Below are 25,980 nucleotides of genomic sequence, written 5' to 3' on the forward strand. Positions count from 1 at the left end.
CTCATAAAGACCTATAGCTATAAGTTTAAAAAGATTTTTTTATGATACGATTCATCCATTTGAAACAGGGCATCTGGTTATTGGCGATGTGCTGCTGCGGACAAGCCTTCGCACAGGATGCCAGGCCATTTACAATACCTGTGGAATCAAAGAATAATGCCGTGGTATTACAGGTAGATGCAAAAGGACAATTGTCTACCATCTACTTCGGTACCAGGCTATCCAACGCCACAGAGTACCAGCAGGTACCAATGGCATACAAACAAACCGAAGATTATTCAACCGTATCCAATGCCGCTTATACCGCTGCCGGTACAAAAAACCTGGTGGAACCCGCCATCGCGGTAACGCACGCCGATGGCAATAATGCACTGGACCTGCGTTATGTAAGTCATAAAGTAACTCCCCGCGGAGCAGATGTAGCAGAGATCAGTATCCTGCTCAAAGACCCGGTATATCCATTTGAAGTAACGTTGTATTACAAAGTGTATAAAGCTGAAGATGTAATAGAGCAATGGTCCGTGATCAGGCACCAGGAAAAAGGAAATGTAACCCTGCAGAAATTTGCTTCCGCCAATCTTTATCTTAAAGCGCCGCGTTACTGGCTCCGGCAGTATCATGGCGACTGGGCAAAGGAAATGCAGCCGGAAGAAACACCGCTCACCCACGGCATTAAAACACTGGACTCCAAACTGGGTACCCGCGCTAATTTATTCCAGCCACCGGTATTCATGGTGTCGCTGGATCAACCGGCTACAGAAGACCAGGGCAGCGTGTTATACGGATCCCTGGAGTGGAGCGGAAATTTCAGGATCGATCTTGAACTCGACAACCTGGATAACTTACGTATCATTGCCGGCATCAATAATTATGCATCTCCCTATGTATTAAAAACAAATACCGCTTTTGAAACACCGCCTTTCCTGTATACCTTCTCCACAAAAGGAAAAGGAGATGCCAGCCGTAAGCTGCAAAGCTGGGCGAGGAACTATAAAATACTGGATGGAAAAGGAGAACGGCTCACGTTATTAAATAACTGGGAAGCCACTAATTTCAACTTCGACGAACCGGTGCTGAAAAGTTTATTAAAAGATACCAAAAATCTCGGCGTAGATCTCTTCCTGCTGGATGATGGCTGGTTTGGGAATAAATTTCCGCGCAACAGCGATCACGCAGGGCTGGGCGACTGGCAGGAGAACCGCAAAAAACTGCCTAACGGCATCGCCGCGCTGGATAGCATGGGGCAACTCAACGGGGTGAAATTTGGTATCTGGATAGAACCCGAAATGGTGAATCCAAAGAGTGAGCTGAACACGAAACATCCGGACTGGGTGTTAAGACAACCCGGCCGCGAAGAACATTATTTCCGCAACCAGCTGGTGTTGGATTTGAGTAATCCGCAGGTACAGGATTTTGTATTCCAGGTGGTGGATTCGCTGTTTATAAAAGCGCCTGAATTATCTTATATCAAATGGGATTGCAATGCTGTTATTTACAATGCATGGTCCGCTTACCAAAAGCAGCAGCAGTCGCAGTTCTACGTGGAATATGTGCGGGGCCTGTATAAAGTACTGGCCAGGGTGCGCGCCAAATATCCCAAAGTGCCCATGATGCTTTGCTCCGGTGGCGGCGGCCGTGTGGACTATGCCGCGTTACAATATTTTACGGAATACTGGCCCAGTGATAACACGGATCCTTTGGAACGCATCTATATCCAGTGGGAAAACTCTTACTTCTATCCGGCCATTGCCAGCGCCAACCACGTAACCGACTGGGGTAAACAACCTATTAAATTCAGGGTGGATGTAGCCATGATGGGCAAGCTGGGGTTTGATATTGTAGTAAAGGATTTAAAAGAGAAAGATCTCGCTTTCTGCAGGGAGGCGATTAGCAATTATAATGCTTTGAAAGATGTGATCTGGCACGGCGACCAATACCGGCTGGCAGATCCGCACGGGGGCAGCGTAGCCGCCGTAATGTATCTCGACGAAAAGAAAGCTACCGGCGTGTTGTTTAACTACCTGGTGAATTACCGCTATGGCGAAGGCAGCAAATTCCCCATCCGGTTAAAGGGCCTGGACCCCGCAAAGAAATACCGCCTGAAGGAAATTAATCTTTATCCCGGGGAAGATACAGTTATCCCGGATAACACTATATTTACCGGCGAATTTTTAATGAACATCGGATTTAATCCACAGCTGAATGTTAAAAGAACCAGCGTGGTTATCCGGATTAACGAAGTATCCTGATTATCTATGAACAAATTCCAGTTAGAAGAACATCCCCACCAGCGGTTAAATATCTTAACGGGCGAGTGGGTATTGGTATCGCCACACCGTACCAAAAGGCCGTGGCAGGGCAAAGTAGAGAAAGTAAACAAAGACCCGTTGCCGGAGTACGACGCCTCCTGTTATTTATGCCCGGGCAACAGCAGGATGGGCGGGGATCAGAACCCTGCTTACACGGAGCCTTTTGCATTTACCAATGATTTCGGCGCACTGATGGCAGATACCCCTGCAGGCGCTGATGTGACCGACAGCTTATTACATGCGCGGGGTGTGAAAGGTACCTGCCGCGTGATCTGTTTTTCTCCGCGGCACGATCTCACGCTGCCGTTGCTGGAAGTTGCAGACATCCGGAAAGTGATCGCGTTATGGCAGGAGGAATTCCGCCAGCTTTCTGCGGATACGGATATAAAGTATATCCAGATCTTTGAAAACAAAGGCGACATCATGGGGTGCAGCAACCCTCATCCACACGGACAGATCTGGGCAACCAGCGATTTACCGGCGGAGCTGATCAAGGAAACATCTCACCAGAAAAAATATTATGCAGCTACGGGCAAAAGCCTGCTGCAAAGCTATGTGGCCCTGGAGCTGGAAAAGCAGGAAAGGATTGTTTGTGAGAATGATCACTTCGTGGCATTGGTGCCCTTCTGGGCGGTTTGGCCATTTGAAACCATGATCATCAGCAAGCGGCATGTACCGGATCTGCTGCATTTTAATGAAGAAGAGAAACAGGCGTTAGCGGATATTTTAAAAAGACTGACCATAAAATATGATAATCTTTTTGAAACTTCATTCCCTTACTCCGCCGGTATGCACCAGGCGCCCGTGAATTCGGGCGATCATCCGGAGTGGCACTGGCACATGCATTTTTATCCGCCGCTGCTACGTTCTGCGTCCGTGAAAAAGTTTATGGTGGGATATGAGCTGCTGGCCAGTCCGCAGCGGGACATTACACCGGAATGGGCTGCCAGGAAGTTACAATCGCTGCCTGAAACGCACTATTCTCTGCAAAAAGTTGTAAGTGTAGAAAAAACACAATAGCTTAGTAGGATAGTGTAGTACAGTTAATTCCAGATCAATTTTCCCTTACATGCAGGACGTATACGAACAGATACATGAACTGGACGGAATTCCGGGCCTTTCTAAACATGAACAATTTGTTCAGGGTATCATCAATGCCATCAACTCAAAGTTGTTGTCGAGAGGCGACTCATTGCCTTCTGTGAATAACCTGATCGGGGAGCTTGGATTTGCGAGGGAAACGATTGCCAAAGGTTATAAGGAACTGGTGGAAAGAGGGATTGTGGCGTCGCAAAACAGGAAAGGTTTTTTTGTGAGCAGCGACGATACCGGGCAGCAGCTGAAAGTAGCGTTGCTGTTATTTGCGTTTGATACTTTCCAGGAAACATTTTATAAAACCTTCCGGGCTCATCTTGGTGAAAATATCCAGCTGGATGTATTCTTCCATCATAACAACATCGAGGTATTTGAAAGCATTGTAGCTTCCGTAAAGGGCCGCTACGGGATGTATGTGGTAGCGCCTATCCCTCATCCGAAAACAGCGGAGATCCTGCGGGGGCTGCCAATGGATAAATTCCTGATGATTGACCGGTACGAGCCGTTACAGGCAGATTGTTCTTACATTGTGCAGGAGTTCGGGGAATCTTCCTACCGGGCATTCACCACGTTAACGGATACCATCCGGCAGTTTGATGAAATGATCTTTTATTACCGGCCGTCTACCGATACGCCGATAGAAATACTGAAGGCATTTAAGCGTTTTATAAAAGATCGTAAGATCAACGGTGTTATTAAAACGGAATATGTACCGGGCACGGTTGCCAAAGGAAAAGTATATTACACCATCAATAATACGGAGTTGTGGGCCATTCTGAAAGACTGTGTGGGAAAGAAAATGACGCTTGGAAAGGATGTGGGCATCTTATCTCACAATGATGATGTGGTAAAGGAAATTATCTGCAACGGTATCACCACTTACTCCACGGACTTTAAACTGATGGCGGAGAAGGCAGCCGTTTTTGTACTGAACCGGGAGAAGATCCAGGAAGTACTGCCTACCGTGCTGATAAGAAGAAAATCTTTGTAACTGTATTATTAATGCCACTTTCTACTATTATAAGCTTTGCTTTTTTCGTGGTGCTCATGACGGTATTGTCGTGGTACATTACAAGAAGGCACCAGTTGAAAACCGCCGCCGACGTATTTCTTGGCAGCCGTAGTTTAAACTGGCTGGTAATAGGCGGTGCGCTCATCATGACCAACATCAGCGCCAACCAGTTTATTGGTGAAAACGAATCTGTTTTCATCAATAACATGTCTATTATGTCGTGGGGTGTTACCTCTGTATTTGCGATGTTGCTGGTAGGCGAATTCCTGATGCCCATTTATCTGCGGATTGGCGCCGTTACTACGCCGGATTTTCTCGAAGTACGGTATGACAGCGGCACCAAGAAAATAGTATCCGTTATTTTCCTGCTCAGTTATCTCGTAAACCTGATCCCCGCTGTATTGTATGGCGGGGCGGTGGCCTTTAACGGTATCTTTCACCTGAATGAGCTGTTGCATATCAGCTACTGGTCCACCATCTGGATGCTGGCCTGCCTGATAGGCATCACGGGCTTTTTCTATAATGTATTGGGCGGTTTAAAGGTGATCAGTATCTCCGACACGTTGCTCGGCGGCGGTATGCTCATCGGCGGATTGCTGCTGCCTTATTTCGGGTTTAAATACCTGGGGCATGGCGATGCGGAAACCGGGCTGCTAACCGTACTTGGAAGCCACACCGGTCATTTAAATGCCATCGGCTCGGCACACGATGCGATTCCTTTCAGCACCATTTTTACCGGTATGTTGCTGGTGAATATTTACTACTGGGGCATGGAGCAGTTTATTGTGCAGCAGGCGCTGGGTTCCGTGAACCTGGAGCAAAGCCAGAAAGGGATTGCGCTGGCGTGTTTGTGTAAGTTATTGTCGCCGCTTATGCTTAATATCCCCGGTCTCATTGCCGTACACCTGTACATCCATCCGCAGGCAACGGCGGAAGTATTTCCCAGGATGGCGGCAGATGTGTTGCCGCCGGTATACACCGGTTTAATTGCGGCCATTGTTTTTGGCGCGGCGCTCAGCACTTTTAATGCGGGGCTGAACAGTGTAGGTACCTTGTTCACCATGAATTTATATAAGCCTTTCATGATAGCCCGCAAAGGCAGCGTAACGGATAAAGAACTGATCAGCAGAACCCGTATTTTCCAGGTGTTGGTATTGTTGTCGGGTATTATCATTGCGCCGTTTATCATGTTGTTCAAAGGCGGCTTTTATAATTATATCCAGATGCTGGCGGGGTTTTTCAGCATCCCCATTTTTACCATCATGGTGGTGGGTATGGCTACCCGGCATGTTCCGCCGGTGGCGGCCAAAGCGGGACTGGTATTTTTCCTGGCCGTAAACGTATTACTGCAATGGGTATTTGATACCGGTATCCATTATCTGCATCTGCTGGCGATCACCTTTGTAGTAACGGCGGTGCTGATGCTGATCATCGGCAAAATAAAACCAATGGCAGTACCTTATCAGCCGGCAGTCATCCCGGTGGTATCCGTGAAGCCCTGGAAAAACCGGCACTGGTACAGCGCTGCCTTACTGATATTAATGGTGTTGCTATTTATCATCTTTTCACCACTAGGACTTGCAAAATGAATAACGCTCTGATCTGGTGCAGATACTTTTTATCTGTTACAGGAATGCTTTGCCTGTTAACGCCGTTACACGCGCAGGAGGCCACTCATGTGAAACATATTTCTTTCGGGAAAAACAATTACATCGCCTACGATTTACGCAAAGGCACTTACTCCGTTTGGACCGGAAAGAAAGAAGTGATCCGCAACGCATTTGCTTTTTATGAAGATGCCGGTGAACCCGATACCCTAACGGTTCCCCGCACTTTTGCGAGTTCCCGCATAAAAGACGGAATGGGAGAAGGTACCCGGTATGTGATTACTTCTGCCGGTAACGGCATAAAAAAACAGCAGGTATTTTATGTATATAAAGGGAAAGATGGTTTTTATACTTCGCTCACCCTGCAGGGAAAGGGCGCACGTTCCCGGGCGATGAGCCCTTTAACAGGAGAAGCAGCCATGTATACCAGCGGGGTAGTGGTTCCTTTTGATAATGATGCCTGGATCAGGTACCGTGTAGCGGACCAACAAGGCCGGGCATTTACCAGTTCAGAGGTTACCGCGTTGTACGACAGTCTTACCAACGCCGGGCTCATACTCGGCTCGGTAGAACACAGCAACTGGAAAACAGGGGTAAAGGTGGAAAATTCACACGTTTCTGTGGTGGCCGGGTGGACTGATAGTCTTGTTACCCGCGATAAAATACCACATGGCATCGTTACGCAGGGCGATACCCTGTGCAGCTCCCCGAAGATCCTGGTGCTGCCGGCAGCTAACTGGCGCAAAGGCATGGAGCAATATGGCAGCGCTAACCGCCTCGCCGAACCCCGCTATATTTTTGAATGGACCGGGGCAAAGCCGCTGGGCTGGAATAGCTGGGGGAGCATGCAAACGAAATTAAATCTGGCTAAAGCCAAACAGGTTGTCGATTTTTTTGCAGACTCCTGTAAAACATTCCGTGGTAAAGACGGCAGCATCTACATAGATCTCGACTCCTATTGGGATAACATGACCAAAGGCGGCATGACCAGCGATTTCAGCCAGCTGAAAGAATTTGTGGCATATTGCAAACAGCGCGGATGTAAGCCCGGCATTTACTGGGCGCCATTTGTAGACTGGTCCAAATCCTCCCGCGTGGTAGAAGGAAGCCGTTATAATTATGAGGAAACCTGGACAAAAGTAAACGGGCAATACCACGATTTTGACGGCGCCCGCGCGATGGACCCTACCCATCCCGCTACCCGCGACCGCATCGCTTATCTCATCAAACGGTTCAAAGAAACCGGCTTTGAAATGATTAAGATTGACTTTATCGGGCATGCGGCTATAGAAGCAGATAAGTACTATGATCCTTCCGTGCATACGGGCATGCAGGCTTTCAAAAAAGGCATGGAGTTCCTCGTAGATCAGCTGGATGGCAAGATGCTGGTATACGCCGCCATTTCGCCGGGTATGGCCACCGGCAGGTATGTGCATATGCGCCGTATTGCCTGCGATGCTTTTAAAAATATTGATGAAACAGCTTATACCCTCAACGCCACCAGTTTGGGCTGGTGGCAAAATAAAGTGTACGATTTTACGGATGCAGATCACGTGGTGTTTGCAGGCGCCGCTCCCGGTGAAAACAGGGCCCGCCTTACCTCTGCCATCGTTACCGGCACCGTTATTACCGGCGACGACTACTCCGCGTACAGCAGCGCTTCCGGCGTGGCGCAGCAACTGCTGCAAAACCACGATGTGCTGGAAGCAGCACAATTGCCAAATGGTTTTGTTCCGGTAGATCATCACACCGGCGAAACGCCGTCCAGCCTGTTTATACACAACAGCGGCCGTTTTACCTACCTGGCCGTGGTAAACTACAACAAGCATCCCGCCGCCTTCGAAGCTGATTTTAGCCAGCTTGGGCTTGGCAGCGGGGAATATCTCTGTAAAGAATTATTCTCCGGTAAAATATCTGTAGAGAAAGGGAAGATCCATATAACGGCAGATGCGGCAGACGCCATGATCTTCCGGCTGGAAAAGAAGTAATGGAAGAGCGGCCATGTGCTATTTTATCTCTAACTTTAATAAAAAAAATGGAAAACAAAGGGCTGCTTTTTATTCCGGATATAAGTGGCTTTACCCGTTTTGTGAATGAAATAGAGATTGAGCACAGCCGCCATATTATCCAGCAATTATTGGAACTGCTGATAAACGCTAATCAGTCGGGCCTGGAAGTGTCTGAAGTTGAAGGTGACGCCATCCTCTTCTATAAGTTTGGATCCCCGCCGGAGCTGGAAGTACTGTATAAGCAGGTGGAAAAGATGTTCTGCGAATTTCACCGGTACCTGGTCAACTACAACCACCGTAAAATTTGCCAGTGCAAAGCATGTGTATCCGCTATTGACCTCACCCTGAAGGTAATTACCCACTACGGCGAGTTCACCACCTACCAGGTGAAAAATTTCAGTAAGCTGATAGGGAAAGATGTGATTGTAGCGCACCAGCTGCTGAAAAATGATATTGAACAACATGAATACTGGCTGGTAACAGACAACCTGCTGCACGATGAACCGCCGGAAGGACTGGCACAATGGATGACATGGGATGCCAGTACCAAACAAACAGAAACAGGCGCTATTCCTTTCCACTACACCCATTTAAGTGAACTGCGTAATGGGCTGCCACCTGATCCTGATCCACAGATAGAGCTTAATAACAAAACGAAAATGATTTCTGTGTCGAGAGAATTTGACACGGATATTAAAACGCTTATCTATACCGTGGTGCATTTTGAATTCAGGCACCTGTGGCAAACAGGCGTGAGCGCAATAGATGAGGTAGAACATTTTCTGCCCGGTGTAGGTAGTCGTCACCGTCATGTGATGGATAACGGCAAACATGTGATCATGTATACCAGCAGCTTTTCGTACAATCCCGAACAAAAGGTGTTATTCAGTGAAACAGATGAGAAGCGGCATAACGCTTTCTACTATACGGTTGAAAGGATAACAGACCGGAGAAGCCGGTTGACGATCGATTATTATCTCCCTAAAAATTTTATACGGCAATCTTTGTTCCGGCTCACGGAGAAAAAAAAGATGGAAGCCGGTTTACAGCAATCGCTCGAAAAGCTGGAACCTGTTGTAATGAATATGGTATTGCCGCTTGATTTTTAATAAGAGGGTAATACCCGGATTAATTGGCTATTGTATTAAATCCCCAGTCCTATGCATTGACGCAGGCATATTCTTTTTAATTCTCTCTCTATGCTGCTTGCCCCATTTCTCCATAGATGTTAACACTTCCGTGACGCTATGACAATAATCAGTAAGCGTGTATTCTATTCTTGCCGGATAATCGTCGTAAACCTTTCTTGAAATCAGTTCATTTTCTTCCAGGTGTCTCAATTCTTTCGATAGTACCCGATTTGTTATTCTGGGAATCGATGAAAGAATTTCATTAAATCTTTTATTTCCGTGATAAACAGAAATAATAATAGGCAGTTTCCATTTACCACCGATTACATATTGTGTGTCTTGTACGAATTTGATTTTATCCTCAAAATTCCATTCTTCTTTTTTACTCATTTAAGTATCCTTTTGTATACAAGTATCAAATGTATATCTTTTTATCGATAATTTTGACAGTCACAATTAAAAACTAATCAGAAATGAGAAAGACTTGGTTTATTACAGGAAGTTCACGAGGGTTGGGCAGAAGCATAACAGAAGCTGTACTGAAAAAAGGAGATAACGTGGTGGCAACTGCACGAAATCCTCAACGGTTAGAGGTATTCGTAAATCAATATCCCAATCAAATTATCGCATTGCCGGTAGATGTAACCAACAAAGCACAAATTGATAAAGCGGTGAAAGATACCATTGAAAAATTCGGACGAATTGATGTCCTGGTAAACAATGCGGGTGTGGGCATTACCGGTGCTATTGAAGAATTTAGCGATGAACAAATGGAAAGTCAGCTGCAAATAAATCTTTATGGACCTATAAATGTTACACGAGCTGTTTTGCCTTATATGCGCAGGCAACGTTCGGGTAGCATTTTTAATGTAAGCTCTATCGGCGGAAGAGTAGGTTCTGCTGGCTTTTCAATGTATCAGGCAGGAAAGTTCGGGTTACAAGGATTTACGGAAGTTTTAACACAGGAGGTCGCGCATCTTGGCATCAAGGTTACTTCGATAGAACCTGGTGGAATCCGCACGGACTGGGGCGCAGCTTCCATGACCTATGCTGAACCGATCGGGGATTACAAAAATGTTTTACAACCGCTAAAAGACTATCTGAAAACAATTAAGCCTATGGGGAATCCGGATAAAGCAGCGCAGGTGATTATTGACCTGGTAGAACACCCGGAACCACCTGTGCATTTGCTTTTAGGCTCGGATGCGGTTACCATTCTGGAAGCTGTGGAAATACAACGAAAGGCAGAATTAGAAAAATGGAAACACGTAAGTATTTCTACCGATTTCGGAGATGTGGAAAATCCGTGGGCTTCTGAAGAAACCCAAAAGCAGATTTTAAGCATGAAATAAAGCGTCGGTAAATTAAATGAACAATCAAAGAAAAAAATTAGAAGGAAAAGTGGTCATTGTAACAGGAGCATCAAAAGGTATAGGTGCGGGTATCGCCAGCGCATCAGGTCGTATGGGATTTCCGCAGGATGTAGCTAAAGTGGTTGTGTTTTAACAATAAAAATTATATTAAAATGAATAATCAAAGAGAACAGGTTTGGTTTATAACGGGAGCTTCAAATGGTTTTGGCTTAGCACTCGTAAAGCAATTATTAGACGCAGGGTATAAAGTTGCTGCAACTTCGAGAGATAAGACACAAATCGAGGAAAAACTAGGACAAAGTACTGGTTTACTAGCACTTACAGTTGATATTACCAGCGATGATGATGTCAAAAGAGCGATTGAACAAACGGTTGCCAAATTCGGTAAAATCGATGTTGCGGTAAACAACGCAGGCTATATGCTTTTGGGGGCTTTGGAAGAAGTATCTGATAAAGAATTTCGTCAATCTGTAAATGTAAATGTATTTGCATTTCAAAATGTAATCAGGAATGTAATGCCTTATTTCCGCAAGCAGGAAAGCGGACATTTTTTCAATTTTGCTTCATCTGCCGGATATTCTGCTGATGCATGTGCAGGTAGTTATAATGCTGTAAAATCAGCTGTTATAGGATTCTCCGAAGCATTGGCATTGGAAGCAAAACCTTTTAATGTAAAAGTGACTATTGTTTCACCGGGACTTTTCAGGACAAACTTTTTAGGAGCATTTCCGGTAGCTCAGAATAAAATTGAAGCATACGGCACACAACATCTGGTTGATGCAATGAACCAATATAACGGACAGCAGCCGGGCGATCCCGACAAATTGGTAAAGGTTTTAATTAATTCCGCGGGAAAGGAGGATGCTCCTTTGCATTTGCTGATGGGAGGAGATGCCTACGAAAGAGCTGTAAATTATTACAAATCTCAACTTGAAAAACTGGAACAATTGAAAGAGTTGAGCCTCTCAACCGGATTTGAATAAAACCCTGTATTTGAACACAACTCTAAGAGATTTGGATACAGTCAGCTTCTTGATATTCCTCAACTTTGGTTTATAATTTAAAAGCGAAAATTATTAAATCTTATGAAGGGAACATGTATGATAATTGGGTGCTGAAATGAAGGAGATTATTTATATGAACGAATGTAAAAAAGACGGAATAGTGTTTTTTGCAGCAAGCATTATGATGTGCGTTTACAATTGGATTTTCTCAAAGCAACCTAAATAATAATTTAAAAAATAATAAAATGAAAAATCAAGAAGTAATAACTGTAGATTATCAGCAGTTAAAGGCAGGAAAGAACAGGGTTTATTTTATGAGCCAGGGTTATAAATTAGCTGGAGATTTATACTTACCAACAGGATTTGACAGCCAAAAAAAGTATCCTACAGTTATTTATACCCGTGTGGGTACACAAGTGAAGGAGCAAACCGGAGCAACATATGGCAATAAGCTTTCAGCAAAAGGTTATGCTTTCTTAGTGTTCGATCCGAAAAACTTTGGCGATAGTGAGGGAGAAATCAGAAACTATGAATCCATGCATAATATGATTCCCAATACCACTGATGCAATAAGCTTTTTAAGAACCCTGAAATTTGTTGACAGGGACAGATTTTATGGTCTTGGGGCCTGCGCTGGTGCTCCTTATATCTGTAATGTAGCTATTGGAGATGCCCGGATAAAAGCAGTAGCAACATTGGTTGGTAATTTTGATGCAGCTGCCAGTTTATTTGGGGCTTATCAGAAAGATCTTCTTGACAAAATGCTGCAAACAGCGGCAGAAGCTAAACAGAAATATTATGAAACCGGGGAATATGAAACCGCACCTATTTTTGGTGGAATGCCTTTGCCCCCACCTGATAGTGCGTCAAAAGCGATGAAAGACGCATATGGGTATTATTTCCTTAGAGCCGGGCAAGATAAGTGCCCTAACTATTCTCCTGATTATCCCACTGTAGGTTTGCCTGTTGATCCGGCAAGGGTATTTATGAACCAGGCAAAGTATTTTACTACGCCATTTTTGGTTATTGCGGGAAGCGAAGCATTTACACATGACATGGACAGAGAGGTATATGAAATGGCGGCGGGAGAAAAGGAATGGGTGGTCATAGAAGGGGCATCACACATGGATTTGTATGATATTGACAAATTCCTTGATCCTGCAATGGATAAGGTTGATGAGTTTTTCAAGAAGCATTAGGTGCGTACAGTAGGATTGCTAAAATAGTGCAATCCTACTTTATAGTATTAAATCTTAATCTGATAGAATTCATTTAATGAAATTAATAGGTAAATATGAACAATCGGAAAATCTGGTTTGTGACAGGTGCTTCAAAAGGGATGGGCTTGCTACTCACAAAATTATTATTGGAGAAAGGTAACAAGGTTGCAGCAACGTCAAGAGATTCAAATTTATTAAAGTCAAACATTGGCATAGAAAGTGACCATTTTTTACCACTTGGATTGGATATTACAAATAGCGAAGATGTTAAAGAGGCAATTAATCAAACAATCCAATATTTTGGAGGGCTGGATGTTGCTGTTAATAATGCGGGATTTTCATTTATTGGCAGTTTGGAAGAATTAACAGATGAAGAATTCAGAAAAGCTTTAGATGTAAATTTGTTCGGAACGGTAAATGTGATTAGGGCTTCGATGACACAATTCAGAAAACAGCGTTCCGGGCGAATAATAAATGTAGCCTCCGCTGCCGGGTATTGCGCTGGTCCGAATATCGGTAGCTACGTAGCATCTAAATTTGCAATGGTTGGCCTCACAGAGGCATTGGCTTTAGAAGCGAAACATCTTAACATTAAGCCTACAGTGGTATTACCGGGGTCTTTCAGGACTAATTTTTTAGATGAAGGTTCTTTGAATTATGCAAGGAATCCTATTACTGACTATGAAAGTGCAAGTACATATAGTAGTTACGCAGAAAGAGCTGGAAAGCAGCCCGGTGATCCGGAAAAACTGGTTGCAGAACTGGTAAATCTGGTCGAGATGGAAAATCCTCCGGTTCATTTAATATTGGGACCTGACAGCTTTAAAATGATCATGGATAAAAGAGCACGGGATTTGAAAGAGTTTGAGGCCTTTAAAAAGATATCATTATCTACAGATTTAGAAATAAATTAACTGGAGTAATATTGTATTCTGCAAATACCCAATCAATATGAAAACAGAGAAGCCTTACCATATCAAATCAATATCAGAATATCATGACTTATTAGGTGTGGAAAAGCCACAGCATCCTTTAATTAGTTTGATTAACCATGAAGATATTAAGAATTATTCTGAGGAGAAATTAAGAAGCAAAACCTATGATTTCTATACTATCAGCAGGAAAATAAATTATACCGGTACGATGAGGTATGGACAGCATTACTATGATTTTCAGGAAGGTGCAATGGTTTTCCACGGACCTAATCAGGTCATTGTTTCTGAACTCGCAGACAACGTGAACTTACAAGGTTGGACAATGCTAATACACCCGGATTTTATAAGGGCTTATTCTTTGGCCGCAAAGATTACTCAGTTTGGCTTTTTTTCTTATGCTGTACATGAAGCTCTTCACCTCTCCGACAAAGAAGCAACAATTATTGAAGAAGTAATGGACACTATCCGAAAAGAATACAGTTCGAGGATAGACGTTTATAGTCAAGACATACTTATCTCACAAATTGAGTTGCTGTTGAATTATTGTAACCGGTTCTACAACCGGCAGTTTATAACAAGGAAAACGGCAAACAGTGAATTGCTTATCAACTTTGAAAAGTTGATGAATGATTATTTTGAGGGAAATAATCTTTCGTCAAAAGGAATACCTTCCGTCCAGTATTTTTCCACCGAACTGAATATGTCTGCCAATTATCTGAGTGATATGCTTAGAAGCCTTACGGGTCAAAGCACACAACAGCATATCCACGATAAACTAATTGAAAAAGCCAAATATATCCTGACCTCTACCAATATGACGGTCAGTGAAATTGCTTATGAATTGGGTTTTGAATATCCGCAGTCTTTTAGTAAGCTTTTTAAGAAACAAACGAATATTACACCGCTGGAATTCCGTCAGTCATTTAACTAAATGTGAGTATCACATTTTGTACCGGCTTATTTGAGTGCTAAATAGCTTAAATCGGACAGCGTTACAGCCATTAGGTTTAAAGGTTAACTTCTGGTTAGGTAATCTGAGGGCGTTTCGGGTAATTAAATCATTTTATGAATAAAACTATTTTTATCACAGGATCATCTACAGGACTTGGCAGAGCAACAGCGATATTATTTGCATCCAAAGGTTGGAATGTAATTGCAACGATGAGAACTCCGGAAAAAGAGGAAGAATTATCTAAGAAAGAGAATGTATTGGTTACTAAATTAGATGTGCTGGATATAGAATCTATACAACAGGCGGTGCACGATGGAATCCAAAAATTTGGAACTATAGATGTTCTTTTGAACAATGCGGGCTATGGAGCTTACGGAGCTTTAGAGACGTTTTCTAAGGAAAAAATTCAAAGGCAATTCAATACTAATGTAATCGGGCTTTTAGATGTAACAAAAGCCATTCTCCCTCACTTCCGCAAAAACAAAAAAGGACTTATCATTAATATTTCATCGGCCGGGGGTAGAATGGCATTTCCTTTAGGAACGCTTTATCACGGAACAAAATATGCTGTAGAGGGCATTTCAGAAGCATTGCTTTATGAGGTTGAACAATTTGGAGCTAAAGTAAAAATCATTGAGCCGGGTATCATTGCTACAGACTTTGGAGGAAGATCCTTTGATTTTTGTAACGATGAAAGTATACAAGAATATCAACCTATGGTAAGCGCTTTAATGAGTGCAATGCCTGAAATGTCCAAAAGCGCCTTATCTGCTGATGCAGTTGCACAGTTTATTTTTGAAACCTCAACTGACGGCAAAAATCAACTGAGGTACGTGATTGGACAAGACGCTAGAATGCTTTTGTCGAAAAGACAAAAGATGGAAGATGAAACTTTTATGAACAACATAAAAACACAATTCGGAATTTAAAATGCAAGTAATAGCAGGACTGCCAGGTTCAATTCTAAATAATGGAAGGGCTATTTATGAAATGGGAGCTGTTGGAACTGCAATAGGAAAAATTGTAGTCGATAGAATTGTGGGAAAAATTAGCTATGATAAGAATTCTGATGGTTTTATTACATCGGGAGGGTTAAGGCAGGAAAATTTCAACTTGAGTATGCCGGTAAATTAAACTCCTATTTGTCAGTACTTGATTTGAATAAACCTATATGTATCAGTTCCTTTGAGCTTTCTGAAATTATACCAGATCATTTGAAAACTCAACTACCTACTATTGAGGAGATGGAAAGGGAATTAATGGATAAATAATTGGGAAGCAATGAAACTAAAAGCGCTGGCTTTATTACAAAGCTTCAAAAGGAGAAGAGGGGTGTCTTAAAAGTAATTTAAAGGCACCCTCTCTTTATTTCATTATCTACTCATGAAATACAGGCATGGCTGGGAAATACCATCCGTTGTAAGTGAGCGTTTTTTTCAGTGTGGCGGTAGTGGCGTCATACATCAGCACCCTGTTCACATCTCCGGTGAAAGAGCCGTTCAGCGTGGTCATTACCAGTTCATTTTTATCCTTGTTATACGCAGCGCCGGCGCCGTAGAAATATTGTCCGGAAGGCAGGGTGATAAAAGGAGATGCAAGCGATGCTGTGTTGCCAATGATATAGCGGTACAATTGGGTGCCACCGGCAAAACCATTGTTGCGCACAATGTAAACAGCATTCTCTGTAGTGGAGGCAGTGATAGCCGCATGGCGCCACGCTCCCCACGGAGACGATACCGTGAAAGGCAGTTTCACGGCAGTGCGCGCCAACGTAGCGGGGTCTATGCGGATCAGGGAATCGGAGTTGGTAGCATATACGCCGCCATCTTTGCCGGCAGCAAAGGCCAGGTTAGCCGCGCCGAATTTCTTTACTACAGCGTACGTGGTGCTGTTTAAAGCAACAATACCATCTGTTTGGGACAACACAAAAATATAGCTGCCGGCTTTTAACATATCACCGGTGTAACCGGCTACACCGGTTACTTTAGCGCCTACTGCAAGGGAAGGTAACGTAACGGGGTATACGCCATTACCTGCACTCAGCAGTCCGCGGGTGGCATCCACACCAATAAAGGCATGACCATCATTACCAGGCAGGGTAGTGATGCGGCCGGTTTCCACGAGGCTGCCTGCATCTGTTACTACCAGTGGTCCACCGGCTTTTACAACAATATACATTTTGCCGTTGAATACAGTGGCATACTGCAGCGTATTGGAAGGGCCGCCCAATGCGCCTGTGGGGTTTTCTGCATGATAAATGTCGGGAACAAGACTATCGCCGCTGTAGGAGTAGAAGTGCAGGTCGCCGGTGCCGTGACCAAACCATCCTTCGTTAGCAATAAAGAATCCATTGCCGTATTTACCGGCGATTATTGATGCCGTAACGCTGCCGGTACCAGCTTCGTTGGTGCGTTGGCGTTCGAGAGGCTGTAATGCATCATCTTTTTGACAGGAAGCAACAAACAGCATTAATGCTGCAGAGAGAAAGGATAATAACTGTTTTTTCATATTTATTGTTTTGTTAAGAAAATACAATGCACTTTTCTCCGGGGTAAAAACCCTGGAAGAATGATCATAATACCGGTTATCCTCCCGGCATCACGCCTAAGGCTAAACGAAAAAAATAACAGCGCATAAATGGCTGGCAGGCCTACATTCATGGCATTTCACCCGAAAGCGTTGAATGATCAATTACAAAAGGCAGGTCTTCTGGCTTACCTGCTTTTCCGGGACCTTCCCATCTGCCGGGCAGGCAGACAGTGGTATGGAGTTCATCCGGAAAAACAATTTATCTGACGATAAATGCAGGATTACAGCTACGGGGATAGCTCCGGTTTTACACCGGATTCCCTTTTAATCCGCCGCGGGCGGAACCAAATGCGGAGGCAAACCTACGGTAATTAGGCATAAATGCCAAAATGAAGTGGTGGGGAGTGTTTCAAGGGGTGGGTTACCCCATTATGCCCTCTTTGGCCCGTATGTGGCCCCTTTATGGCCCGTATGTGGCCCCAATAAAAAAGCGTGATACCAATATTGAATCGCATCACGCTTTAGTAAAAAGTATTTATATAAAACTTATCCTTTCATCTGCCACGCTTTTGTTTTCGTAAACGCCCTTAATCCCTGGTGTGATAACGTTGCGCCAAAACCTGAATGCTTCCTGCCTGCCCACGGCAATCCCGCTGTAACCCGATCGCAGCAATTCCAGTAGCCGGTGCCTGCATTTACCTGTGAAAGGATTTCCTGCGCACGTTCTCCATTGGAGGAGTATACAGAAGCCGTGAGTCCGTACTCGGTATCGTTCATCAGTTCGATGGCTTCTTTATCACTGGTTACTTTCATGATGCCTATTACTGGTCCAAAGCTTTCTTCCTGCATAATTTTCATGTTGTGATCCACATCTGTGAGGATGGTGGGCTCAAAGAAGTTGCCTTCATGCACAATGATATGGCCGCCAAGTTTCAGGGTGGCGCCTTTTGCGCGCGCTTCCAGTACCTGGTTTTCGAGTACTTTTAATTGTTCTTTCCTGGTGATGGCGCCAAAGTATACGCCGTCGTCTGTGGGCAATCCCAGTTTCCAGGATTTAACCGCCTTTACAAATTCGGCTACATATTCGTCGTATACTTTTTCATGTACGTAGATGCGTTCTACAGCGCAGCAGCTCTGGCCGTTGTTATAAAAGGCGCCATCGGCAGTTGCTGCGGCTACTGCTGCAATATCTTCGATATCGTCTGTTACATAAAGCGGATCTTTTCCGCCAAGTTCAAGTTGACAGGGCAACATCCTGGACGCTACTTTTTCATAGATGTATTTACCGGTTTTATAGGAGCCGGTAAAGAAATAGCCATCTACGCGAAGATCCATCAGGTTTTCACCGGTAGCTTTTCCACCAATGGCTATTTTGAAAGCATTTTGTTCAAGACCGGCGTAATAGAAAAGTTTCTCTATTTCCATACCCGTGAGGGTAGCGTATTCCGAGGGTTTATACAATACGGTGTTACCGGCCAGCAGTGCAGGAATAAAAACGTTTACGCCTACCAGGTACGGATAGTTCCAGGCAGAGATATTGCAGATAACCCCAAGTGGTTCGTAAGAGATTTTTTCTTTTAGTGTATCCGTATTAGTTACCCATTCGTCCGACAGATATTTCTCTGCATTTTCCAGCATCCAGTTGATCCGGGTTACGGCGCCGTTGATTTCATTGCGTGATTGCTGCAATGGTTTTCCTGATTCGGAAGTAAGTATGCCCGCCAGTTTCTCTACTCTCTTTTCCAGCTGCTGGTTGAACCGGGCAATCACTTTGATACGCTCTGCCAGTGGTTTAGCCGACCAGTGGGCAAATGCCAGCCGGAGTAATGCGGTTTTCTCAACTACTCTTGCCAGTGAATCTTCTCTGAGAACGGCGAGGGTTTGTGCGGTGGCAGGATTAAAGATTCTCATTTCGTATGGTTTCTAACTGCTTGAAGAAATTGTGTTTTGATTTGTTGGGAGAGCGGATTGCTTTCTTTCTCCGGCATTCTTTCCGGATGCCATTGCACGCAAAGCATAAATCCTTTACCGGTTTTATCTTTGAATTCAATACCCTCAATCATTTCATCGCTGGTATCGGAGGTGGCGCTCACCATAATATTATTCCCCAGCTTAGCCGGATGGATTCCCTGGTGATGCGCACTGTTCACCTGTCCTTTTTCCTGGCCGGTAACGGCGTACAGCAAGGAATCTTTCCGGATATTTACCCCATGTATTTTATCGCTGGTATCTTTTTTATGAATTTTGTTGGCGGCTTCGCCGATGTCTTCATATACTTTTCCGCCTTCGAGTATATTGATGTATTGTAATCCGCGGCAGATGCCCAACACAGGCAGCTGTTGCTGTTGGGAGTACTCATAGATGCGTTTTTCAAAGGCATCCCTTTCGGGCAAAAATTCATGTGGCTGATGCGGATAGTTTTCAGCGCCGCCATACAGCGAAGGAATTACATCCACACCACCGGTAAGCACCAGGCCATCGCAGGTATAAATATCTTCCACATTATTACGCAGAAAGGAAAGGATCACCACTTCGAGGTCATCGCCCAGGTCTTCGGGTGTAAACCAGTTTTCATAATTGGCGGAGCTGGCTTCCGTGTAGCTGATCCCTATCTTTTTCTTCATGGTCTATAGCGCGTTTAGGTACAACTGTTTGAAATCTTCCCGGGTAACCGGTTTCGGGTTATTGGGATGGGCAAAATCGGCGAGTGCCAGGTCGGCCAGCGTTTCCACGTGTGCATCCGTAACGCCGATATCGCGGAGATGATGCGGGATGTTTATTTTTGAATTAAGATCAAAAAGATATTGTACCACTGCTTCGCCGGTTTCTTCTTTTAACTCCAGGGTTCTGGCGATGCGGCGGAATTTATCTTCAAATCCTGCAATATTAAATTGCATGCCATAAGGAATATTTACCGCATTGGCGAGGCCGTGATGCGTATCCAGCAGGGAGGAGAGGGGATGCGCAAGGGAATGCACCACACCCAGTCCTTTCTGAAAAGCGATGGCGCCCATCATAGAAGCCATGAGCATGTTGCTCCTGCTTTCCATATCCGGTTTGTTGGTGGCTTTTTCCAGTGAGTTTTTAATGAGATAGATACCTTCCAGGGCAATGCCATCGCATAAGGGATGTGGATTTTTTGCCAGGAATGCTTCCATGTTGTGGGTTAAAGCGTCCATGCCGGTGGCGGCGGTGATAAACGGGGGCAGGTCTATCGTGAGGGCCGGGTCTGCAAATACAATCTTCGCCATCAGTTTGGGCGAAAACAGTATTTTCTTCTGATGGGTTTCATCGTCGGCAATGATGGCGCTTCTGCCTACTTCGCTGCCGGTGCCGGCGGTAGTAGGTACGGTAATAAAATGAGGGACATCATTGGTCACATAAATATCGCCGCCTACGAGGTCGTCGTATTTAAAAAGATCTTCCCGGTGATTTACCCGCAGCACAATGGCGCGTGCCACATCCAGTGCGGCGCCCCCGCCAATACCGATGATACTGTCGCGTTGCGTATGATCCCAGAGATCAGTGCCTTTATACACATCGCTCTTCACGGGGTTTTTGTGGATGTCGCTGAATACTTCCACGGAAATATGATGTGCCTGCAGATCATTCACGATCGATTTAAAAAATGATAATCCTGCTATCGTTGGATCGGTAACGATCATAGGCCGTGATAACCCGTTTTTCTGTAACCAGGCCGGCAGCTCGCTGATTACGCCTGCGCCAAAACGGATGGTGGTAGGAAAATTATACTGAAATGCCATATGCTGATGCTTAGATGATTTCAAAATATCTTTTAAGTTCCCAATCGGTCACTGCTTTGGCATATTGCCGCCACTCCCATTCCCTGGTTAACGTAAAGTGTTCCACAAAAGATTCGCCAAAGAGTTCTTTTGCGAGGGCCGATTCCTTCATTTGTTGGGTGGCCACATGAAGGTTCTGTGGTAATACACCATTCGAGGTGTCTTTGTACCCATTACCGGTGGTTAATTTTTTTTCAAGGACCAATTTATTTTTCACACCGTACAATCCGGCAGCCAAACAGGCGGCCAGTGCGAGGTAGGGATTGGTATCTGAACCCACTACCCTTGTTTCCAGGCGGGTGGCCCTTTTATCGCACGGTAAAGCCCGTAATGCCACTGTTCTGTTATCTATGCCCCAGGTGAGCGTGGTAGGAGCCCAGGCGCCTTCTACCAGCCGTTTATAGCTGTTGATAGTGGGCGCTATCATGGGTAATATAAAAGGTAAACAATGCAGCTGACCGGCAATGTAACTTTTCATGACGGCACTCATTTTATATTCGTCGTTTTCGTCGTAAAATAAATTCTGTTTGCTGCCGGCATCCCAGAGGCTCTGGTGCACATGCCCGCTGCAGCCTGGCAAACTTTCATGGATCTTAGCCATGAAGGTAGCCATTACGCCGTGTTTGTATGCGATCTCTTTTACCGCGGTTTTAAAGAGTATGGCCTGGTCGGCCGCCTGTAAAACCGTACCATACTTAATGGCTGCTTCGTATACACCCGGACCTGTTTCCGTATGTAATCCTTCTACCGGTATATCAAATTTTACCAGTTGCTCAAACAGGCTGCTCATATACTCATTCTTTAACGCGCTGCGCAGGATGGAATAACCAAACATGCCGGGCGATAAAGGTGTAAGGTCGCGGAACTGTTTCTGGTGGACCGTATCGGGTGTTTCCGTAAAGTTAAACCATTCAAATTCCTGGGAGAAATATGGCAGGAAACCGCTTTTTTCCGCATCCGCGAGTACTTTCTTCAGGAGTTGCCGCGGACAGGTGTATACCGGTGCATTGTCTGCCTGTACAAAATCTCCCAGGAAAAAAGGTACGTCATTTTCCCAGGGAATTTTACGGAAGGTACCCAGGTCAATTTTTACCTGCGCATCGGGATAACCGGTATGCCAGCCGGTATATTTCACATTGTCGTACACGACATCGCTCATGTCCCAGCCAAAGGTAACATCGCAGAAGCCCATCCTGCTTTCTGTTACAGACGCAAATTTTTCTGCTGCAATATATTTCCCTCTCAATACACCGTCGATGTCCGCTACCGCTACTTTTACCTTACCCGACGGATGGGTTTTTACATACGTTAATATTTCGGAAGTTGTCATGTGTGAGCAGGTTTAAAGATTTTGTACAACAAAAAAGAAACGGCCAGCAGGGAAAAATAGATCAGGCCAAGTGCGAGGTTGAAGATAAACATCGCAACAATGGATATGGTGGCAATCACCAGTGCAATCACCGGGAAGGCAGGGTAGAAGGCCACCCGGAAAGGCCGTGGCAGATCAGGCTCCTGTCTTCTCAAAATAATAATAGACACCATTGAAATGATATACAAAGTGAGCGCGCCGAAAACGGATACGATAATGATTTCGGAAGTTTTCCCAGAAAGCAGTGCCAGTATCCCGATCACCATATTGGCAAGCAGCGCATTGGCGGGCGTATGAAACCGTGGTGAAATTTTACCGAGAGCAGCGGGGAGGTTGTGTACCCTGCCCATCTCGTAGGAAGAGCGCCCGGCGGCGAGGATCAATCCGTGAAAGGAAGCCACCAGCCCAAATAATCCTACCGTGATGAGCAGGTGATACATGGGGTGATTGCTCCCGGTAATTTTTGCCAGCGCCAGCGGAAGGGGTGAATCGGAGGTTTCCCCGCTTATCCCGTTTTTATATACAATCGCCTCCCATCCGGCGATGCCGGTGGCGGAAATAAATATCAGGATACAAAGAATAGCCAGCGTGAGGATGGCCCATCCGAAACCTTTGCTGATATCGCGCTGGGGATTTTTGGTTTCTTCGGCTACGTTGGCAATGCCTTCAATACCCAGGAAAAACCAGATGGCAAAGGGGATCGCGGCAAAAGCGCCGCCCCACCCGTTGGGCAATGCGTTGTTGGTAAGGTGAACTGCCTGGAATTTCGGAAACGACAAACCGGCGAAGAGCAACAGTTCTCCCACCGCAAAAATGGTGACGATCACCTCGAAGGAAGCCGCTGCCTTTACACCATAAACATTCAACCCGGTAAAGACAAAATAGATGGCAATGGCGCTGGTAAGGATCGGTACCTGCGGGAAAAAAGCGTTGAAATAAGCGCCGATGGCGAATGCAATGGCAGGCGGCGCCAAAATAAATTCAATGACCTGGGCTATCCCGGCAATAAAGCCGATGTTTTTTCCCATTGCCCTGTTTGCATAGTCAAAAACTCCTCCTGCTTTGGGGATGGCGCAGGCCAGTTCAGCATAGCTGAAAGTAAACGTTACATACATCACCATGATCACAAGTGTGGCAATGGCCATACCTCCTGTACCGCCCTTTTCAAGGCCAAGATTCCAACCAAAATACATCCCTGAAATAACGTACCCTACTCCAAGTCCCCACAACATAAAGGGAGTCAGTGTTTTCTTTAAGCCCTTGTTTTGTGTCATTTGAAAGATCTCTATTGCGTGTATGTGTAATATAATATAAATTAAAATATTATTTTACTACAGGGTCTACGTAAAAAATTAAAACGGGCCGGATATCTTTACCACATGAAACTGATGGCAAACGGACGTGCATGGATGGAAACAGAGGAAGGCCCTTTTTTCGGTTACGGGAGAATTGAGCTGTTGCAGAAGATCAGTGAGCCTGGGTCTTTGAGAAAGGCCGCTACGGAAATGAAAGGGAGTGCGTCTAATAATATATATTATTAGCTTAATGTTATTGGGCCAGGTGTTGTGGTTAAATTCTTTCCCGCCCGTTTAGCGTTGCTATTATTACCTTTGACTCCAAGTTAATCGCTTTATGAGTATCCGTATGCCAAAAATAGCGGGGATAAGTATGGTTACTATTTTCTCCCTGCTGATCCTTTTTCACCTGCTGATCATTGCAAAAGTTTTACCTTATTCCATTGTGTGGGGTGGCAGACTGAAATCGCCAATGGAAATGTACCGGTTAGAAGCCATCTCTGTGCTGGTGAATGTATTTTTCCTGCTGGTGGTGCTGGGGAAAAGAAAGGTATTGAAGTTACCGGCCAATGGCAAGGTTTTGAGCCTGGCATTGTGGCTGATGTGTCTTTTGTTTTTTGTAAACACTCTCGGCAATCTTATCTCCACCAATAAATGGGAGCAGCTGATCTTTACGCCAATGACGTGTATCCTGGCTGTTTGCGCCGCCATACTGGCCGGCACGCGATAATCCATCTGCCACCAAAAATGGATGAAAAGATTACAGGAATGATGCTTAAATTACAGGGGAATAAACCGATGCTTAGATGAAAACTGGAAAAACACTCCCCGCTGCCATTACCATCTTCGGCGCCAAAGGAGATCTGACTAAAAGAAAACTGATTCCTGCGCTTTATAATCTGTACACCGATAAACATCTTCCGCCTGTATTCGTCATCTACTGTGTGGACTTCCTGGCCGAAGATGAAGCTGCCTTTAAACTCGACCTGCTGGCAGGGATTAATGAGTTTAGCCGCAACGGGAAAGCAGATGAAAAAGAATGGGAAGGATTTGCTAAGAATATCTTCTATCTCCAGGGCGATTTCCTGAAAACGGAAACCTATACCGGCCTGAAAGGGAAACTGGATGCATTCGGTAAAAAGCAGAAACAGAACGGCTCCCGCATCTTTTACTTTGCAGTGGCGCCGCGCTTTATTGAAATCATTGCAGAAGGCTTATACAAACACACCATTTGCAACCGCGATGGCCTGGACCGTATCGTTGTGGAGAAACCTTTCGGCACCGACCTCGATACCGCCAAAAAACTCAACCGCTTCCTCACAAAACGTTTTGCGGAAAAACAGATCTACCGTATCGATCACTACCTGGGTAAGGAAGCTGTACAAAACATCATGGCCTTCCGCTTTGCCAACTATGTATTTGAACCACTGTGGAATAAAAAATATATCGATCACGTTCAGATCAGCGTGGCGGAAGAAGTAGGCGTAGGGAAACGTGGCGGCTACTACGAAGGCAGCGGCGCCCTGCGTGATATGGTGCAGAATCACCTGCTGCAGCTGTTGTGTATTGTTGCGATGGATTCACCGGAGTTTTACCAGTCGGAACTGATCCGCGATGCAAAAGTAAAAGTGCTGAAAGATATCAGGCCATATACACCGGCGCAGGTGCTGAAAAACGTGATCCGTGGCCAGTATACGGGAGGCAATGTACACGGCGCACCGCGTTTGCCTTATCGTAAGGAAGAACATGTGCTGTCCGCCTCCAATACAGAAACCTTTGTAGCCGCCAGGTTGTTTATTGATAACGACCGGTGGAAAGGCGTGCCCTTCTTTTTACGCACAGGCAAATCCATGCCGGTACAATCGTCTGTAATTGTTGTGCAGTTTAAAGATTCTCCCCATAAAATTTTTAAAGATGATATCACGCCAAACAGGCTGATCATCAGTATTCAGCCGGAGCTGGAAATAAGTTTATTGTTTGAAAGTAAAGTGCCAGGTTTGAAAATGAAACTGAAACCCGTGGAAATGGATTTCACTTACCAGGAATCTTATACAGAAACAATTCCGGAAGCATACGAAGCTTTGTTGCTGGATGTGCTGGATGGTAACCCTACCTTGTTCATGCGTGCGGACCAGGTGGAGGCTGCCTGGAAAGTAGTGATGCCAATCCTGGATACCTGGAAAAAATATCCTGCGAAAGAGCTGCATCTGTATAAGGCCGGCACCTGGGGGCCTACGGCGGCTACTGTCCTGTTAAAGCCTTACGCAAAGGATTGGTTCCGTTTGTCAGCAAGGGAAGACAGTATACAATAAAATAGTATTGCATAAAAAGAAGGGAG

Annotated in this window: 23 protein-coding genes and 1 riboswitch; of the genes, 16 read left to right on the forward strand and 7 right to left on the reverse strand. The window is 45.0% G+C overall.

Going from position 1 to position 25,980, the window contains the following annotated elements; translation table 11 throughout:
• Window positions 1–41: 41 nt before the first annotated feature.
• The 6 genes from ACMXI2_RS03895 to ACMXI2_RS03920 are packed head-to-tail and all read left to right on the forward strand — an operon-like array spanning window position 42 to window position 9,141.
• Entirely contained in the window at window positions 42–2,249 is a 2,208-nt protein-coding gene (locus ACMXI2_RS03895; RefSeq protein WP_483780402.1) for an alpha-galactosidase, read from the forward strand.
• A 6-nt stretch (window positions 2,250–2,255) separates the two neighbouring features.
• On the forward strand, window positions 2,256–3,329 hold the full coding sequence (locus tag ACMXI2_RS03900; RefSeq protein ID WP_483780403.1) for a UDP-glucose--hexose-1-phosphate uridylyltransferase: 1,074 nt from the start codon (window positions 2,256–2,258) through the stop codon (window positions 3,327–3,329).
• Between the two features lie 49 nt (window positions 3,330–3,378).
• Window positions 3,379–4,395 (forward strand): GntR family transcriptional regulator, encoded by a 1,017-nt coding sequence (locus tag ACMXI2_RS03905; RefSeq protein ID WP_483780404.1) that lies wholly within the window; start codon window positions 3,379–3,381, stop codon window positions 4,393–4,395.
• An 11-nt stretch (window positions 4,396–4,406) separates the two neighbouring features.
• On the forward strand, window positions 4,407–6,005 hold the full coding sequence (locus ACMXI2_RS03910) for a solute:sodium symporter family transporter (protein ID WP_483780405.1): 1,599 nt from the start codon (window positions 4,407–4,409) through the stop codon (window positions 6,003–6,005).
• Entirely contained in the window at window positions 6,002–8,011 is a 2,010-nt protein-coding gene (locus tag ACMXI2_RS03915) for an alpha-amylase family protein (protein WP_483780406.1), read from the forward strand. The genes ACMXI2_RS03910 and ACMXI2_RS03915 overlap by 4 nt, the downstream gene beginning before the upstream one ends.
• Before the next feature lie 47 nt (window positions 8,012–8,058).
• Window positions 8,059–9,141, forward strand: coding sequence for a DUF2652 domain-containing protein (locus tag ACMXI2_RS03920; RefSeq protein WP_483780407.1), 1,083 nt, complete (start codon window positions 8,059–8,061; stop codon window positions 9,139–9,141).
• 27 nt (window positions 9,142–9,168) lie between these two features.
• Here ACMXI2_RS03920 and ACMXI2_RS03925 read toward each other — a convergent pair whose 3' ends face one another.
• Window positions 9,169–9,552 (reverse strand): winged helix-turn-helix transcriptional regulator, encoded by a 384-nt coding sequence (locus tag ACMXI2_RS03925; RefSeq protein WP_483780408.1) that lies wholly within the window; start codon window positions 9,550–9,552, stop codon window positions 9,169–9,171.
• Window positions 9,553–9,635: 83 nt separating this feature from the next.
• Between ACMXI2_RS03925 and ACMXI2_RS03930 the strand changes: the two genes are divergently transcribed.
• The 8 genes from ACMXI2_RS03930 (at window position 9,636) to ACMXI2_RS03965 (ending at window position 15,780) form a co-directional block, all read left to right on the forward strand.
• Window positions 9,636–10,514 (forward strand): oxidoreductase, encoded by an 879-nt coding sequence (locus ACMXI2_RS03930; RefSeq protein WP_483780409.1) that lies wholly within the window; start codon window positions 9,636–9,638, stop codon window positions 10,512–10,514.
• 16 nt (window positions 10,515–10,530) lie between these two features.
• Window positions 10,531–10,668 (forward strand): hypothetical protein, encoded by a 138-nt coding sequence (locus ACMXI2_RS03935; protein ID WP_483780410.1) that lies wholly within the window; start codon window positions 10,531–10,533, stop codon window positions 10,666–10,668.
• A 19-nt stretch (window positions 10,669–10,687) separates the two neighbouring features.
• Window positions 10,688–11,518, forward strand: coding sequence for an SDR family oxidoreductase (locus ACMXI2_RS03940; RefSeq protein ID WP_483780411.1), 831 nt, complete (start codon window positions 10,688–10,690; stop codon window positions 11,516–11,518).
• A 266-nt stretch (window positions 11,519–11,784) separates the two neighbouring features.
• Window positions 11,785–12,738 (forward strand): alpha/beta hydrolase, encoded by a 954-nt coding sequence (locus ACMXI2_RS03945; RefSeq protein ID WP_483780412.1) that lies wholly within the window; start codon window positions 11,785–11,787, stop codon window positions 12,736–12,738.
• Between the two features lie 95 nt (window positions 12,739–12,833).
• Window positions 12,834–13,673, forward strand: coding sequence for an SDR family NAD(P)-dependent oxidoreductase (locus tag ACMXI2_RS03950; RefSeq protein WP_483780413.1), 840 nt, complete (start codon window positions 12,834–12,836; stop codon window positions 13,671–13,673).
• Between the two features lie 37 nt (window positions 13,674–13,710).
• Window positions 13,711–14,625 carry a helix-turn-helix domain-containing protein gene (locus ACMXI2_RS03955; protein ID WP_483780414.1) on the forward strand — a complete coding sequence of 305 codons (915 nt, stop codon included), beginning with the start codon at window positions 13,711–13,713 and terminating at the stop codon, window positions 14,623–14,625.
• Between the two features lie 134 nt (window positions 14,626–14,759).
• The gene (locus ACMXI2_RS03960; protein ID WP_483780415.1) at window positions 14,760–15,575 is read left to right on the forward strand and encodes an SDR family oxidoreductase; all 816 of its coding nucleotides are present in this window, start codon (window positions 14,760–14,762) and stop codon (window positions 15,573–15,575) included.
• A gap of 1 nt (window position 15,576) precedes the next feature.
• A complete protein-coding gene (locus ACMXI2_RS03965; RefSeq protein WP_483780416.1) occupies window positions 15,577–15,780 on the forward strand; it encodes a hypothetical protein in 204 nt (67 codons plus the stop codon).
• 243 nt (window positions 15,781–16,023) lie between these two features.
• Here ACMXI2_RS03965 and ACMXI2_RS03970 read toward each other — a convergent pair whose 3' ends face one another.
• From ACMXI2_RS03970 to eat, 6 genes are all read right to left on the reverse strand, one after another.
• Window positions 16,024–17,154: a DUF5074 domain-containing protein gene (locus ACMXI2_RS03970; RefSeq protein WP_483780417.1), complete on the reverse strand. Its 1,131-nt coding sequence runs from the start codon at window positions 17,152–17,154 to the stop codon at window positions 16,024–16,026.
• Window positions 17,155–17,328: 174 nt separating this feature from the next.
• Window positions 17,329–17,539: riboswitch (cobalamin riboswitch) on the reverse strand.
• 182 nt (window positions 17,540–17,721) lie between these two features.
• Complete coding sequence (locus ACMXI2_RS03975) at window positions 17,722–19,086, reverse strand: aldehyde dehydrogenase family protein (RefSeq protein ID WP_483780418.1); 1,365 nt, start codon at window positions 19,084–19,086, stop codon at window positions 17,722–17,724.
• Window positions 19,083–19,799: a gamma-glutamyl-gamma-aminobutyrate hydrolase family protein gene (locus ACMXI2_RS03980; protein WP_483780419.1), complete on the reverse strand. Its 717-nt coding sequence runs from the start codon at window positions 19,797–19,799 to the stop codon at window positions 19,083–19,085. The genes ACMXI2_RS03975 and ACMXI2_RS03980 overlap by 4 nt, the downstream gene beginning before the upstream one ends.
• A gap of 3 nt (window positions 19,800–19,802) precedes the next feature.
• Window positions 19,803–20,939: an iron-containing alcohol dehydrogenase gene (locus tag ACMXI2_RS03985; RefSeq protein WP_483780420.1), complete on the reverse strand. Its 1,137-nt coding sequence runs from the start codon at window positions 20,937–20,939 to the stop codon at window positions 19,803–19,805.
• A 10-nt stretch (window positions 20,940–20,949) separates the two neighbouring features.
• A complete protein-coding gene (locus tag ACMXI2_RS03990; protein ID WP_483780421.1) occupies window positions 20,950–22,308 on the reverse strand; it encodes a glutamine synthetase family protein in 1,359 nt (452 codons plus the stop codon).
• Window positions 22,305–23,621, reverse strand: coding sequence for an ethanolamine permease (gene eat / locus ACMXI2_RS03995; RefSeq protein ID WP_483780422.1), 1,317 nt, complete (start codon window positions 23,619–23,621; stop codon window positions 22,305–22,307). Before eat ends, ACMXI2_RS03990 begins: the two co-directional genes overlap by 4 nt.
• A 394-nt stretch (window positions 23,622–24,015) precedes the next feature.
• On the opposite strand from eat, the gene ACMXI2_RS04000 reads away from it, so the two are divergent.
• On the forward strand, window positions 24,016–24,372 hold the full coding sequence (locus tag ACMXI2_RS04000; RefSeq protein ID WP_483780423.1) for a hypothetical protein: 357 nt from the start codon (window positions 24,016–24,018) through the stop codon (window positions 24,370–24,372).
• Between the two features lie 76 nt (window positions 24,373–24,448).
• Complete coding sequence (zwf, locus tag ACMXI2_RS04005) at window positions 24,449–25,954, forward strand: glucose-6-phosphate dehydrogenase (RefSeq protein WP_483780424.1); 1,506 nt, start codon at window positions 24,449–24,451, stop codon at window positions 25,952–25,954.
• Window positions 25,955–25,980: the final 26 nt, after the last annotated feature.

The organism is Chitinophaga sp. G7 BAM 1005 (assembly GCF_057126945.1).